The organism is Mucilaginibacter inviolabilis (genome assembly GCF_011089895.1).
Taxonomy (GTDB): domain Bacteria; phylum Bacteroidota; class Bacteroidia; order Sphingobacteriales; family Sphingobacteriaceae; genus Mucilaginibacter; species Mucilaginibacter inviolabilis.
This window is the reverse complement of the sequence record NZ_JAANAT010000007.1, coordinates 63,562-77,290: the sequence shown is the minus strand read 5'-3', so window position 1 is coordinate 77,290 and position 13,729 is coordinate 63,562. Positions and strand designations below refer to the sequence as shown.

Genomic DNA, 13,729 nt, shown 5'->3' with positions numbered 1-13,729 from the left:
AGGTGCCTATATCGGCGGTGTCTACCTCTTCCCATTCCGAACAGAGAAGTCAAGCCCGCCAGAGCCGATGGTACTGCGGTAAAACGTGGGAGAGTAGGTCGGTGCCAAATCTTATCACCTTCAATGGTGTAAAACACAAAGCCTCAGAGTTATCTGAGGCTTTTTTTGTGCCTTTACTTTTCGTAGATATCTGTCACATAGATGCTTGAGACTGCCTTATCGTTTATATCTATAAGTAGCCTTAATTAGTATCTCCTTTAATTCCTTCTTAACAGAGGACTCCGCATCAAAGCTATTCACGATATTGTCTGCATTAAAAGGTATTGAAAATATGAATGCAAAAGTATCTCCATCTACTATCGAAGCTGTAATTCGACAACAACTCGAAGCTTATAATAACAAAGGTATTGACACCTTTAAGGAAAATTATTCCCGTATAATTAATTTAAATCAACTCACCAATAATAATGTAGCCGCAAATCCGCATTCCAGCTTTTAACAGAAGTGCTTTAGATGCCTGGTTTTTAACGTTGCATCGAGCGGCTGGGATTCTATTTAATCGGTATGCTTCTCTTTTAAGTTCCTGCATGAAGAGTGTCCCATATCCCATGTTTCTGAAGTTTTCCTTCACCTCATAGTAAATATCGATATAAGGGAAATTATAGTTCCAGATAAAGCCCCCCCTGGCAACTATCTCCCCATCTTTTTGTATACTGTAAGCGTTCCAATCTTCGGAGCTCAGACTTTTTATAAATTGTGCGCCAGGTATTGTAAACGCTGTTTCAAATGCTGTTTCGAATAGAATGGCCTCGGCATTGATATTTTTAGCCGATTCCAATGCCATACTTGCAAGTAAGGTATCATTGGTCTGGCATTCTACAAAACCGGCACATGAAATTTTTATAAACTGGTCAAATATATATCTGGCATATTTTCTGAAAGGCTGGTCTAAAAAGAACTCGCATATCGTATCTCTGTTCTCACGTTTGTCTTTTCCCCATACTGAACCATAGCCAATGGAAATTTCATTAAATTTAAAAAGATAAACGTCTACCCAGCCGGCATCATGGCATTTGTTATAAATGAATTGAAATTTTGTTTCTGCAAGAAACAACCGGCGATGTGATTCGATATCTACCCCTTGTACTTTTACAATGTCAAATTCCATAGAACCGGTAAAAGTTAATAAGCCTTATTCAAAAATAAGAAAAACATAAATATACCCAGTATAGTGGCGCGTGAATAATACCTATTGCGTCGAAACAATACGGTAAAGGATCCAGTTGTCGGTTTCGTATACCCTTTGATAGTTTACACCGCTGTTCACTATTTTAATAAGCGGGATATACCTGCTGCTTAGCTGCGTATAGCCAGTAAAAGGATTTTTAGGCGTAGCTATCAGAACATAATCATCATAGCGGTACGGCGTTTCTATCGCACTTAAAAACAGGTCCTGGTAGGGTAATGTTAGTTTTTGGATGTCGTGTGTAAATGCGGCTACTGGATAGGCTACAGCATCATCCATCAGCACACGCGATGTTTTGGGGAGGTTATTGATCACCTCGGCCAACTCCATGCTTTCCTCCTGATCGGTATTAGGTTTGAGTGTGGTTAGCGTGGTTATAAATCTTTTTTCGTCGGTTATTAATGATTGACTCAGGAAAATATACCCGGTATATAGCTGAATCAGTACAACAATAAACAGTATTGCCTTAAATAGCATTTGCCGCTTTACCGTTTGCGCCTTAAACACCAGGCATAGTAACGACATGATCAGGAAAATGAGGTAATACTCATAAGTCAAAAATATCTTGTCGTATTTGATATGTAAAAACTCAATAAAGGCAAATGGCGTTAAAATAGTTAAAGCTTGATAGGTACTTTCCCTGAACAGGTAAATAGCCACTAATATCAACGGGCAAAAATAAATCACCCTTACCGATACCATGATAGATAGCTCCGGCAATTGATAGTTGGCGCTGGTAGTAGCAATATCAAAGTTAAGTTTATCAACCAATACATTCCAGGTAGCATAGGGGCTCTCGATAAAATAGTTCAGATCGTTGGCATGGGTAAGGTTGAGCAGTTTATAACAGATCACCGAGGCTACCGGTAAAATAAACAGGATGATGTAAATAGCAAACGTTTTATTGATGAGCTTGCGGCGCAGTGATGGACTATTGAAACTTAAAAATAAGCGAAAAATAGATTCCTTTTCGCCCAGGTTTAAACTTTGAACGGTGATAACCAATACCAATGGAACAAAGAACAGGGTAAGCCAGATAAACTTATAATCGCAAAAAATAAGTATCACCAAACAAATACTGGCCAGCGAAACGTGGAAAGTAGTGTTGGAGCGATAAAATTTGAGCAGGTTAAAAAAGAACAGGAAAAAGAAGGTAAGCACCATATAAATGGATTTTCCTGAACAGGCCGTGTACAGAAGGCCCGGGTGTATAAAAAACAATAGCAACAAAACATACAAATAGAAATCATCATCAATACGTTTAGTTAATGCACTGGCAATAATATAAAATAAAACCGCTGTACCAATGGCCGAGGCTATTACCGGCGCCAGGTAGGAGTCGATCCAGCTGAAAATAAAGGTATTGTAAAAGGGCAATAAGGGTGATGTAAGACCCATTACTTTAATACGGTTACCCAGGCCCTCAAAAACTATTTTGGTTTTTTCGATGTAAAAAATGCTTTCCTGATTATAATAACCCAGATGATTTAAATAAATACCAATCACCAGGTAGTAGGCGCCAAGTATCAGGGTTAAAATAAAGAGATATTGATTTTTTGAAATTTTCATTACAATAATCTTATTTAATAACGTTTGTTGGGTTATTAACTTTACTTAATCCGTGATTGGTTTTTTCCCAGTAAAAGGGCTTTACTATTAACTGGTACAAACCCATATAAGCGGCTGCCGAATGCATTAACCAATAAACCGGGTTGGCAATGGCAAATAATATCAATTCAAAATACCTGCGCTTAAATACCGCCATCATGTTGATATATATCATCAGGATGTTACCAACCATCAGGTTAAATATCGCCATAAACAATACCCAATCCGGGAAAAGCGAACGTATGGTCGAAAAATCAAATATAAGGTAGCTGATAAATATGGCCAGTAAAAGGGGGTAAGCCAAAAAGGTAGCTGATGTGGCGCCTATAAAAAAATTGAATCCCCAGAATCCCCGCCATCCAATTTTGCGGACAAGAGCTGCCGGGTTACGCATGTGTACCAGGTAAGTTTGCATATAGCCCTTAATCCAGCGCGAACGTTGACGTATCCAGTTAAAAGGCTCGTTGTTAGCCTCCTCGTAAGTGGTGGAGTTAATGATGGATATTTTATAACCTTTGGCATAAGCGCGTACACCCAAATCGGCATCTTCGGTTACGTTAAACGGATCCCAGGCGCCTAATTCTACCAGCGCATCCATTTTAAAATGATTGCTGGTGCCCCCCAGCGGAATAGGGATATCCAATGTATCCAGCCCAGGAAGCATATAATCAAACCAATAGGAGTACTCCAGTGTAAACATGCGGGTCAGGAAGTTCTCGTTCCGGTTAAAGTAGTTTAGCGCACTTTGTACACAGATGTAATTTTGCGGTAGTTTGGCAAAAAGCGCTACCACCTTTTTGAGCTGATCCGTATCGGGGATATCCTCGGCATCATAAATGGTAAGGTATTTACCTTTTGAGAAATGCAAACCATAGTTGCAAGCTTTAGGCTTGGTTTTAGGCAGGTGAAATGGTACCACAATTACTTCAAAAACTCCGGGAAAATCAAGATTTTGAACCGCTTGAAGCGTTCTGTCATCATCCTCTTCAATCAACAATTTAATATCCAACTGTTCACGGGGATAATCCAAACTCTGTAAGTTCCAGATCAATTTTTTGATCAGCTTATCTTCTTTATAAACGGGCAGCAATATAGTGTAAACCGGCAAACTGCTTTCTACAATGTCCCGTACATCGGTTTTGGTTACAGCCTGGTGCAACTCAAAACGCGAACCCACAAGCGCCAGAAACAGTTTAAAAACAATAGCGATCAGGAAAACCGTACTGATAATTACGTTGATAATGATGGATGTATTTTTAAAATTCAACACCAGGCCTATAGCTGTAATGCTGATGATAATAAAAATAGTAATGAGTTGCGCACTGGTAAAGGTAGTGGATGCCGAACTTTCAGGGTCGCGCCTTAAAAGCTCAAACACCGAAGCCTTTACATATTTTTCGCCAAGTAGTTTATGGCTTAACCAGGTGATGTCCAGGTCGCTGGCTACAATGATGTGGGGCTCCAGATCATAAGTAAACTTGATAAACTCAATAAACAGTTGGTTGCTCGGATCGCTCATTAAGGTTACTACCTTATTATTTTCGATGCGGAGTGGTAAAGCAATATGATCGTTAGCAAATTTCAGATCGATCTTTTTCAGTATTTCGGTATCAAAAGCTTCTTCTCTTACCGGTGCAAAAGTAAAGCCCGCGTTGTTTAAAGAGCGCTCGTAATTTTTACGTGAAATATACCCAAAGTTAAGGGCTATCTTGGCGTATGACATCCCCGAGCGTTCCGAAAAATGCTTGATTTTTTCCTGATCGCCTGGTGTGATGAACCTGTCGTTAACCAAAAGTTCAGGAATAGAAATACTCATTGTTTTTAGTATCAAGTAGTTAGTATCAAGTATCCAGTAAATTGCATCGAGTAGTTAGTATTAGGTACACAAAAAAGACTTGATACTAACTACTTGATACTATAAAAAGTTAATCGTTAAACAACTCCTGTGATTTTTGAACTTTTGAACGCACGTACAGGAACGAAAGTAATATCAGTATCAGTAAACCTAATAATATATACAGATTATAGTTATCCCAGAAACGGGTTAAACCGCTTTTGGTATCAATGTACTCCAGGTTTTCGCTTGATTTATTGATGTTGAACAAGTATTTGTTGGAATTAACATCTGATATGCAAACGTTGCTTGACAGGGTTGAGAGCTGTTCGGTAATGGATTTAGATACCGCTAAAAATGCCTCAGAAACATGTTTACCTGTTGCTGTAAGCACCAGTGTGGCGTTATTACTGCGTCCGTAAAATATCTGGGCCAGGCCGTTTGATACCGTATCTGATAAAGAGTAAACCGGCGTGTGATTATCCGTATTGTACAATCGGAAATCACGGCTGAAGGTAATTGGCGCATCCGGGAATTCATTCAGCAACTTATCATCCTTAGAAAGAAGCGCGATAATATTATATTTTTTAAGCTCATCTGGCTGTATCCCATCCGAATAAACAAACTCAGGGAAGTTATTAGCGTTGATGTTGTTATTTAGCTCATAAATAATTTCGCCCAGTGCAGCAGCGGCATATTTTGCGTAATCCCTGCTTATTAATATACGTGTAGTACCTGTATTAAAGGCCTCTGGATATTGGTAAAAGCTCAGGTTGCTGGTGATAAACGGGTTTTTTGATTCCAGGTATGACTTATCTACGTCAACCTCTGCAAAAAAATTGATGAAACTATCTTTACAATGCCCTGTAGTTGGGAAAAACCGGAACTCAGCCTCCAGCGTATTGTATTTATGGTGCTGGTAACGGTTAATAGTGATAGATGTATTTAACTTACCGGATGCATCCAGCTTTTCACTGCTGATAAGCAGGCCGTTGAGGTAAATATTAAAGAAACCACGGTCGCCGGGACTTAGTCCACTATAATTGGCCACAAAGTGGATCTCTACCTCTTTGGGTGTAAAGCTAAAGTCGCTGTTTTTAAAGGAGTAAGCACTTTTCAATGAACCAATGCCCGATAAAAAGTCGCTTACACCACCAATTTGTTTCAGGGATAATTTAGAGCGGTTTTCGTCGATGCTTTTGAAGAAAGTGTTTTGCGCTTTCTCAATCAGCAGGTAATCGCCGTAGGTTGAGTTCAGGATATTCATGTTACCCAAAGCGGTAATTGCTTTTTCAAAGCCGTTGTCGTCGCCACCGGTAATAAATAGTATTTCTTTGGATACATTTTCCTGACTCACCGTTTTAACCGGTGTAAGGGTGCCATTTGGGGCTGCAACCATGCGGGTAATGGTATCAGTAACCAGGCCTACAGATTTGTGCAGGTAAAATAAACCCTGATCATTTTGTGGGGTTACTTTTACCAGTTCGCGTTTAGCTGCGGTTAGGCTTGCTATGTTACCTACCTGTATGTAGTTGCGCACGGTATCAGGTAGTTTATCCTCTTCAAATACCTGGATGTTGCGGGTTTGGGTCTTTTTTAACCTGGAATAAGCCCATGCTACTGCCTTCAGATCATGCAGAGTTGGATTTGCCGGATAAACAATAGCTCTTTTAGAGTCAAAACAGTTGCTGATGTTTACGTTATCAAAAAAGCTTTTATTGCTTTTTAGTAATGCCAGATAGGAATAATTTTTGATCTTTAACCACATAGCCGGGTTATCCAGATCTTTACACTCGTCATCGCTGATGGTGAGCAGGGTTTTTACCTGGATCTTCAGGAACTTATCAGGCGACAGATCTGCACGGGTGAGGTTCAGGGTAAGTTTCTGTATAGAATCCCTGGTTAACCGGCCGCTATATGCGGGTTTGTTGTTGATAACCACGTTAATGAACGAACGCTCTTTGATCAAAGCCTGCGATGGCTCAAAATACAATACCAGCTTGCTGCCATTCATTTCGGTAAGCGGGGTTATCTTCACATAAAATGAATTAGCGCCACTCATTCCGTATAGCACATCGTCTTCATGCCCAAGCGATTTAAAAGTTACTATACTTTGTGCTTGCGTTGTTGTATTTATTAAAAATACAAAAGCTAAAAGGGCTAAAAATTTACTCATCTGGTTGTAAATATTAATTTATAACGTAAAACTCAACTCTAAAATAATTACCGTTATCGTCACTGCGATAGGTAAGTTCACCGCCCATTTCCTGGGTCATTAATTTGGCGATAGAAAGGCCTAAACCAAGGCGGCTTTCATTAACTCCCGATGTATCATTAAGCGTTTTTAGCTTATTAAACATCATATCCAACTCTTTTTGACCAATGGCTATGCCTTCATCAATAATTTCAAAAACAAAGCGTTGGCGCTGCAGACTGGTTACCACCCTGATATCATTATTAGTTTGCGAAAACTTAATGGCGTTTGATAGTAGGTTCTGAAATACCTGACCGGCAAATACCCGGTCGAGCCTCACATTAAGAGGCAGTTTCAGGATGTTATCTGTTAGATGAATGTTTTTCATCTGTGCAGTTTCATATAAACCCCTGAAAACGTGTGCCACTTCTACATTGGCATCAAATATCTCCAGATTAAACTGCATTTCCGGCGATTCTATCTCTTTCACATCCATCAGCCTGTTCAGCAGGTACTGCATCTTTTCGGCCGACTCCGCTATGTAGCCTACATACTCCTTTTGATCGGTGCTCAGGCGATAATCTTCTTCCTTGATCATGTTATTGCTCATCACTACCGAGCCAATGAGGTTCTTCAAATCATGCCCAGCTATATTGATAAAGCTGTTCTTTTGTCCGTCAATTTTACGTAACTGCTCATATTGCGCATCGATCAGGTTGTTTTTGGCATTAATATCGGCGTTTTGTTGTTTAAGCTGCTCGTTTGATTTTTCAATCAGTATCTGCGAACGCACATCCCTTTTCATCACCTTGTAACGGGTACCCGGGATAATGCAGGAAATAATAGCAGTTATAAAAAAGAATTGCCCGCCATTACTGATCACGATATCCAGGTTATAATCACTGAATAAATTAAAAAATATAGCCAGTAATAATAAAGCTACCAATACTTCTATAAAGGAGTTAATAGGCTCCCAAAATACCTGCAGGTTAAAGAACAAAACAATGGTTGCAAAAACCAGGTAATAAATATTAAGGTTCTGGATTTTTACAATATTGCATAAAAGCGCTGATGTTACCGAAAGTAAAAAAAAACTGATATGCAGCAGCAGCCGGTAATCATATCTTTTGGCCGTAAAAAGCCCGTGCAAGCCATATATCAGAGCGCTGGTTATTAACCGTACAATAAAAAACTGTATCCAAATTTCTGGTGCATACACGTAATCAACAATACTAAAAACCGGATAAAGCAAAATAATGGGCCAAATAATATTATTGGTTTGGAACCATGCTTTTTTCGAGGTCTCTTTTATTAATTCGTCTTTTGCAATTTGAACAAACATTATTCGTTATCTTAAATTATAATTAAAATCAAGTCCTGTTTTTTTTATGGTTTTTTATCAGCTAAGGTTTAAGAAGTGAGACTCAAAGCAGTTCTTTTTACGCAAATCTTAAACTATTTGTTAATACTAATGGTAACAACTGCTGGCGCTGTTGCAAAAAGTAGTCCAAAAATCCAGCAATCTCGTTTGCAGGCTTTTAAACGGGCGCAAAGTCTTGACCATGGTATCAGCATTTCATGGCTGGAACAAACATGGGTTAAACAAACGTTTGCGGAAGAAGGTTTAAAAAAAAATGATCTGGAATTATTAAAAAAACTCGGCTTTAAAAGCATTAGGTTACCCGTTGCTTTCAGGTGGTTTGAAGAACAGCATATTCCGGATGAAGAAGTGTTCGGCCGCATCGACCAGGTGGTGAAAAAATGTCATGACTACGGATTTAAACTGGTGATTGATTATCATTACGGAAAGTTAAATGATACCAACTATTTGGTGGAAACACCTATAATTATTAAGCGTTGGTTAAAAATAGTAAAACGTTATACCCATACCAACGCCGATGACGTTTTTTTTGAATTATATAACGAACCGCCCCGGATTGACCCCAAAGTGTGGAAAGATGCGGCTTATAATATGGTAACCGCTATCCGCAAAATTGATCAAAAACATACCCTGATCATTGGTGCATCCAATTACAACAGCATTTACGAACTGAGCCGTTTTGTGCGTCTGGCCGACGAGAACATCATTTACACCTTTCATTTTTACGAACCCTTCTTTTTTACCCACCAGGGTGCAGCCTGGGTGGGCGATCAGGTAGCAACAACCGGGGTATCATTTCCTTATAATGCGGAAAATTTTCCAGCCCTTAACCCAAAAGCCAGGGGAACCGACGGAGAACTCAATTATAATAAGTACAATAAAGACGGTAATGAGCAATCTATTAACGATAAGTTACAAATTGCTAAAACCTGGGGCGCTAAGTACGATGTCCCCATACTATGCGGCGAATATGGGGTTTATAATAAATATGCCGATCTGGACAGCCGCTGCCGTTACATTAAAGCCATGCGGGCTGCCCTCAAACGCCTGAACATTCCCGGCATGCTTTGGGATTATAATGGGGCGTTCTCTTTGTTTACCGGTAAACCTGCTTTAAATACTTTGCCGGTTTGTATGCAGGAGGCTATTGGGGTTGCAAGGTAAAAATTATCACCACGTGTCATTACTGTAAGGTATGAAGCAATCTCTTTCAGTAGTTTGTCATCCTGAGCGTAGCGAAGGATCTATTCATCGATTAGACATGGCGTATACCCGCTCATGGCCGCGGGAGGGCCTAGTTACTTTTCCTTGATGAAAAGTAACCAAAAATCAAGTCACCAGAAATGCTTCTTTGCGCACGTGGCCTTTGCCCTGCCAATCAGCCAGAACCAGGGCTGCAATTATTTTGCCCAACTTCGTTCGCTCACTCCCCTGTGCTTCAGCAAAAACTTGCTATGCCCCGCAACAGCACCATCCACCATCGTTCTGCCTGCTTTCGCCCGAAGCTTATCTGTTGACAGAGGAAAATAAATCACTAAATCATTAATTGAAAAAAGTCCTTGCTCCTTGTTCTCCAAATCCTTGTTCCCAAAAATCATTTAACATAATTATTCATTTATTGATTACCTTTGCCAGGTAATATACTGTTATGAAATTTTTTGAAGAAAAACGTCGGGAGGTTATGGTGCATATTGAAAAATATATGCTCGAAAAGATGTTTGAATATTTAAAACCTGTTGATACCATTTGGCAACCATCTGATTTTTTACCCGACTCTACAAGAGATTCATTTTTCAGTGAAATAAAAGAATTGCAGGAAAGCGCCCAGGGTTTAAGTTACGACCTGATAGCCGTTTTAATTGGTGATACTATTACTGAAGAAGCCTTGCCTACTTACGAGTCATGGCTTACCATGGTTGAAGGTGTTTCAAAAGACGAAGAAGGCGGCTGGATGAAATGGACCCGCCACTGGACGGCCGAAGAAAACCGTCACGGAGACCTGCTTAATAAATACCTTTACCTGTCTGGCCGTGTTAATATGCGTATGATGGAGGTATCAACCCAGTACCTGATTGCCGATGGTTTTGATATCGGTACCGGAACCGACCCATATCGTAACTTTATATATACCTCATTCCAGGAACTGGCTACTAATGTATCGCACAGGCGTGTAGCTTCGCAGGCTAAAAAAGATGGCGATACGCTGCTGTCGAAAATGTGTGGCGTTATTGCCGGTGATGAGGCCCGTCATGCTAAAGCTTATAAATACTTTATTGAGAAAATATTTGAGGTTGATCCGAGCGAAGCGATGATTGCTTTTGAGGATATGATGCGTAAAAAGATTGTAATGCCGGCTCACTTTTTACGTGAGGTGGGTTTAAAAATAGGCCAAACTTTTGGTCACTTCACGGATGCCGCCCAACGCCTGGGTATATATACCGCTATTGATTATGTAGATATACTGAAAGAGCTGATAGAAGACTGGCATATTGAAAGCGCAACCGACCTGAACGAAGCCGGCGAAAAAGCCCGCGACTATATCATGAACCTGCCATCGCGCCTGCTGCGCGTTGCCGAACGCATGAAAAACCCCATGCTCGAATACAAATTCAGCTGGATACACGGATAAATTTTCCTTATCAGAAAATATTAAAAAAGGCACCCGATTGGGTGCCTTTTTTGTTTGCTAGATAATTTTCTTCCCCATGTCATTGCGAGGCACGAAGCAATCTCGTAGCTATTCTTATCGATGAGAACGCGAGGAGATTGCTTCGTGCCTCGCAATGACATGGTTTTTTATGTCCGATTTTTAAAGACTTACGAAGTTTTTGAAAACTTCGTAAGTCTGACGCTTGTCGTTACTTCTCTCCATCTACCTTAAACCCAGGCTTACTATACCCCTCAGGCACATACCCATCCGGAATCTGGATGTGGTTACCATCGCGCAGCGCGAAGTAATTCGGCGACATGATCTCTACTCCGGCTTCGTTAAACTTATCCTGTATGTTTTGGTGCAGTCTGGAGTAAATAGCCGCCATTTGGTTGGATGAAGCCGTGTAGGCGTTCAACTGGTAGGCCACATTAAAATCATTCAGCCCGGTTTGCAATACAAAGGGTTTATGCTCGGTAAGCACGCCATCAGTAGCTTCGGCCGCGCTGATGAGCAGGTTATGCACCGTTTGCCAGGGCACATCGTAACCAATGGTTATGGTAGTATTGAGTATCAACCCCATGGTTTTGGCTACAGTACTGTAGTTGGTGGTATGCCCGCTCAATATGGTAGCGTTGGGGATGGTGATATCCTCATTTTTTATGGTGCGTAAGCGGGTTACCAGCAGGTTTTTCTCTACCACATCGCCTGTTACGTCGCCTACTTTTATACGGTCGCCAATTTTGTAGGGGCGCATATAGGTAAGTACAATGCCCGATACCATATTGGATATGGCCGACGATGAACCCAGCGAAAACAGGATCCCCAGAAATACCGTTACCCCCTGGAAAACTTTGGAATCAGAGCCCGGCAAATACGGAAATATCACCACAAACATAAATGCAAACAGCAGTACTCTAATAATATTATAGGTAGGCATGGCCCATTCCGGATAAAAACCGTTGATGGTGATGGCTCCCAGGGCAATTTCGTTGGCAATAAATTTTACCAGTTTTACGATATAACGGGTAACAATATAAATTACAGCAATGGTGAGCAGGTTGGGAATGTAGTGTACAATGGCCAGTACTATACTTTTAAAAGGATTAACAATATAACCAAGTAACTGTACCGCTATAGGTTTTGATGATGGGAAAATAAAAAACAATACGGGCAAGGCCATGTAAACCAACAAAATGATGAGAATAAACCGCCCGATGCGCAGCAAGCCGGTAACAACAGGTAGCAAACGTTTGGCATAGGCAACGGGGGCGCCTTTGGCAGCCAGTTTATCCATGCGGTTTTCCCAGGCTCTGAGCGTTTTAAGTTTTACCCAGCGCGAACCTTTATTGAGCGCCCATATTAAAATAACGAGCAATATTACAACGGCTACAGCTTCCAGAATATTAATAACTACCTGTTTGGTGCTGCTATCTGAAAAATAATTACCCAGTTTTTTTTTGAGGATAACTAGGTAACTGGCTGCCAGCTGCGGGCGATTAAGCTCGGTAAAGGTGGCATCCTTATTATTAACCGCCAGGATAATTTGCGAATTGTAGGAGATCACCGAAATTGATGTATCGTTTTTTAGTGTGAGCGAATCGGGATTAAAATCAATACGGTTAACCAGCTCCTCAATGCGTTTGGTTACTACCTGGGCCCGTTCGGCCGGTTCAAACAAACCCTGACCGGTATAAAAAGTAAAAAGCGTATCGCGACCGATGATAACCGGGTAACCTTTGGCTTCAACCGGTTTTTGTGCCCGGGCACAAAAGGCAGCTAATAAAAACAGAATAAAAAGGTAATAACTTTTAGGCATAACAGGCAGATTTTCTGTTAAAGCTAAAAATTATATTTCAATTCTTTTTAACCTTATCTGCCTCAATGATTCTCTTACCGATGTCATTTCTCCCTGTGGTCGAAATGAGAGAAGCCGTTCTTTTTAGCCTTCCTGTACCAGGTCGGTGCCGCTGTCACCAGCCAGATCTTTAAACAGGTCGTTCAATATCGATTCAATGGTGAGCGAGTTTACATCATCTACATAATGCTCAGACCGCGTTATCCACAGCTCCGTACCATTTAAGGTGAGGTTGAATAAGAAACCTTCGTATATCTCAGGGCCGTTTATTTCGATAGAACCATTTTTTTGTTCAACAGTAAAATCAATATCGCTTTGCCTGCGTTCATGAAAAAGCGGGTTAAGCTTTTGTAACAGCAGGTCATATAGCTCCTGTATCTTGATGGGTTTATGGAGGGTGATGATCTTCATGGCGATGGATGTTTATACCTAAAGTACAAGCCGGGTTGCTTATTGTTTGTTATAATATTAAAGCGATATTTAAACCGCGGGAGCCGACTCATGAAACTACATCGTTATTTTGTTTATATAGTTGCCAATAAAGTAAATACCGTATTTTATATAGATGTTACCGGCAATTTAGAACAACGGGTATGGGAGCACAAACAAAAAATATACAAAGGGTTTACGGCTAAGTACGATTGCAGCAAATTGGTATACTACGAAGAATATCAATGGGTAGATGATGCTATTGCACGTGAAAAGCAATTGAAAGCGGGTTCACGAAAAAAGAAAATTGATCTGATAGTTGCTGATAATCCCGCATGGGATGATCTAAGCAGTGAATGGTATAACTAAAAAAATAAACTATGTCATTGCGAGCGTAGCGTGGCAATCTCCTCGCGTTCTCGTTGGTGAGAATAGCTACGAGATTGCTTCGTCGTACCTCCTCGCAATGACATGTATTAGAAGTACTGAGTGATAAAGAAAGGTAGAAAAACTAACAAATCATGTCATT

Annotated in this window: 11 protein-coding genes and 1 rRNA gene; 4 read left to right on the top strand and 8 right to left on the bottom strand. The window is 40.5% G+C overall.

Features of this window, described 5'->3' with window-relative positions; genetic code table 11:
• The first annotated feature begins 1 nt into the window (after position 1).
• Positions 2-110: ribosomal RNA gene (rrf, locus tag G7092_RS30395) — 5S ribosomal RNA — on the top strand.
• 335 nt (positions 111-445) lie between these two features.
• Here the strand turns inward: rrf and G7092_RS30390 are convergent.
• The 5 genes from G7092_RS30390 to G7092_RS30370 form a co-directional block, all read right to left on the bottom strand.
• Positions 446-1,168 carry a GNAT family N-acetyltransferase gene (locus G7092_RS30390; protein WP_166096259.1) on the bottom strand — a complete coding sequence of 241 codons (723 nt, stop codon included), beginning with the start codon at positions 1,166-1,168 and terminating at the stop codon, positions 446-448.
• 81 nt (positions 1,169-1,249) lie between these two features.
• Complete coding sequence (locus tag G7092_RS30385) at positions 1,250-2,815, bottom strand: hypothetical protein (protein ID WP_166096257.1); 1,566 nt, start codon at positions 2,813-2,815, stop codon at positions 1,250-1,252.
• A gap of 10 nt (positions 2,816-2,825) precedes the next feature.
• Positions 2,826-4,670, bottom strand: a complete 1,845-nt coding sequence (locus G7092_RS30380; RefSeq protein WP_166096254.1) for a glycosyltransferase family 2 protein — start codon at positions 4,668-4,670, stop codon at positions 2,826-2,828.
• Positions 4,671-4,779: 109 nt separating this feature from the next.
• Positions 4,780-6,864 (bottom strand): cellulose biosynthesis cyclic di-GMP-binding regulatory protein BcsB, encoded by a 2,085-nt coding sequence (locus tag G7092_RS30375; RefSeq protein ID WP_166096252.1) that lies wholly within the window; start codon positions 6,862-6,864, stop codon positions 4,780-4,782.
• Between the two features lie 13 nt (positions 6,865-6,877).
• A complete protein-coding gene (locus G7092_RS30370; protein WP_166096251.1) occupies positions 6,878-8,224 on the bottom strand; it encodes a sensor histidine kinase in 1,347 nt (448 codons plus the stop codon).
• Positions 8,225-8,353: 129 nt separating this feature from the next.
• On the opposite strand from G7092_RS30370, the gene G7092_RS30365 reads away from it, so the two are divergent.
• The gene (locus G7092_RS30365; protein ID WP_166096249.1) at positions 8,354-9,427 is read left to right on the top strand and encodes a glycoside hydrolase family 5 protein; all 1,074 of its coding nucleotides are present in this window, start codon (positions 8,354-8,356) and stop codon (positions 9,425-9,427) included.
• Between the two features lie 236 nt (positions 9,428-9,663).
• On the opposite strand, the gene G7092_RS30360 is transcribed toward G7092_RS30365, so the two are convergent.
• Positions 9,664-9,861 carry a hypothetical protein gene (locus G7092_RS30360; RefSeq protein ID WP_166096247.1) on the bottom strand — a complete coding sequence of 66 codons (198 nt, stop codon included), beginning with the start codon at positions 9,859-9,861 and terminating at the stop codon, positions 9,664-9,666.
• 50 nt (positions 9,862-9,911) lie between these two features.
• Here G7092_RS30360 and G7092_RS30355 point away from each other — a divergent pair, with 50 nt between their 5' ends.
• Positions 9,912-10,892: an acyl-ACP desaturase gene (locus tag G7092_RS30355; RefSeq protein ID WP_166096244.1), complete on the top strand. Its 981-nt coding sequence runs from the start codon at positions 9,912-9,914 to the stop codon at positions 10,890-10,892.
• Between the two features lie 229 nt (positions 10,893-11,121).
• On the opposite strand, the gene G7092_RS30350 is transcribed toward G7092_RS30355, so the two are convergent.
• Entirely contained in the window at positions 11,122-12,732 is a 1,611-nt protein-coding gene (locus G7092_RS30350; RefSeq protein WP_166096242.1) for a mechanosensitive ion channel family protein, read from the bottom strand.
• Positions 12,733-12,855: 123 nt separating this feature from the next.
• Positions 12,856-13,182 carry a hypothetical protein gene (locus G7092_RS30345; protein ID WP_166096240.1) on the bottom strand — a complete coding sequence of 109 codons (327 nt, stop codon included), beginning with the start codon at positions 13,180-13,182 and terminating at the stop codon, positions 12,856-12,858.
• A 90-nt stretch (positions 13,183-13,272) separates the two neighbouring features.
• Between G7092_RS30345 and G7092_RS30340 the strand changes: the two genes are divergently transcribed.
• On the top strand, positions 13,273-13,569 hold the full coding sequence (locus G7092_RS30340; RefSeq protein ID WP_166096236.1) for a GIY-YIG nuclease family protein: 297 nt from the start codon (positions 13,273-13,275) through the stop codon (positions 13,567-13,569).
• The last annotated feature ends 160 nt before the right edge of the window (positions 13,570-13,729 follow it).

What these genes read in the sequence shown, in the direction of transcription:
- G7092_RS30390 (WP_166096259.1), bottom strand. Translation starts at nt 1,168, where the DNA reads ATGGAATTTGACATTGTAAAAGTACAAGGGGTAGATATCGAATCACAT.
- G7092_RS30385 (WP_166096257.1), bottom strand. Translation starts at nt 2,815, where the DNA reads ATGAAAATTTCAAAAAATCAATATCTCTTTATTTTAACCCTGATACTT.
- G7092_RS30380 (WP_166096254.1), bottom strand. Translation starts at nt 4,670, where the DNA reads ATGAGTATTTCTATTCCTGAACTTTTGGTTAACGACAGGTTCATCACA.
- G7092_RS30375 (WP_166096252.1), bottom strand. Translation starts at nt 6,864, where the DNA reads ATGAGTAAATTTTTAGCCCTTTTAGCTTTTGTATTTTTAATAAATACA.
- G7092_RS30370 (WP_166096251.1), bottom strand. Translation starts at nt 8,224, where the DNA reads ATGTTTGTTCAAATTGCAAAAGACGAATTAATAAAAGAGACCTCGAAA.
- G7092_RS30365 (WP_166096249.1), top strand. Translation starts at nt 8,354, where the DNA reads ATGGTAACAACTGCTGGCGCTGTTGCAAAAAGTAGTCCAAAAATCCAG.
- G7092_RS30360 (WP_166096247.1), bottom strand. Translation starts at nt 9,861, where the DNA reads ATGATTTTTGGGAACAAGGATTTGGAGAACAAGGAGCAAGGACTTTTT.
- G7092_RS30355 (WP_166096244.1), top strand. Translation starts at nt 9,912, where the DNA reads ATGAAATTTTTTGAAGAAAAACGTCGGGAGGTTATGGTGCATATTGAA.
- G7092_RS30350 (WP_166096242.1), bottom strand. Translation starts at nt 12,732, where the DNA reads ATGCCTAAAAGTTATTACCTTTTTATTCTGTTTTTATTAGCTGCCTTT.
- G7092_RS30345 (WP_166096240.1), bottom strand. Translation starts at nt 13,182, where the DNA reads ATGAAGATCATCACCCTCCATAAACCCATCAAGATACAGGAGCTATAT.
- G7092_RS30340 (WP_166096236.1), top strand. Translation starts at nt 13,273, where the DNA reads ATGAAACTACATCGTTATTTTGTTTATATAGTTGCCAATAAAGTAAAT.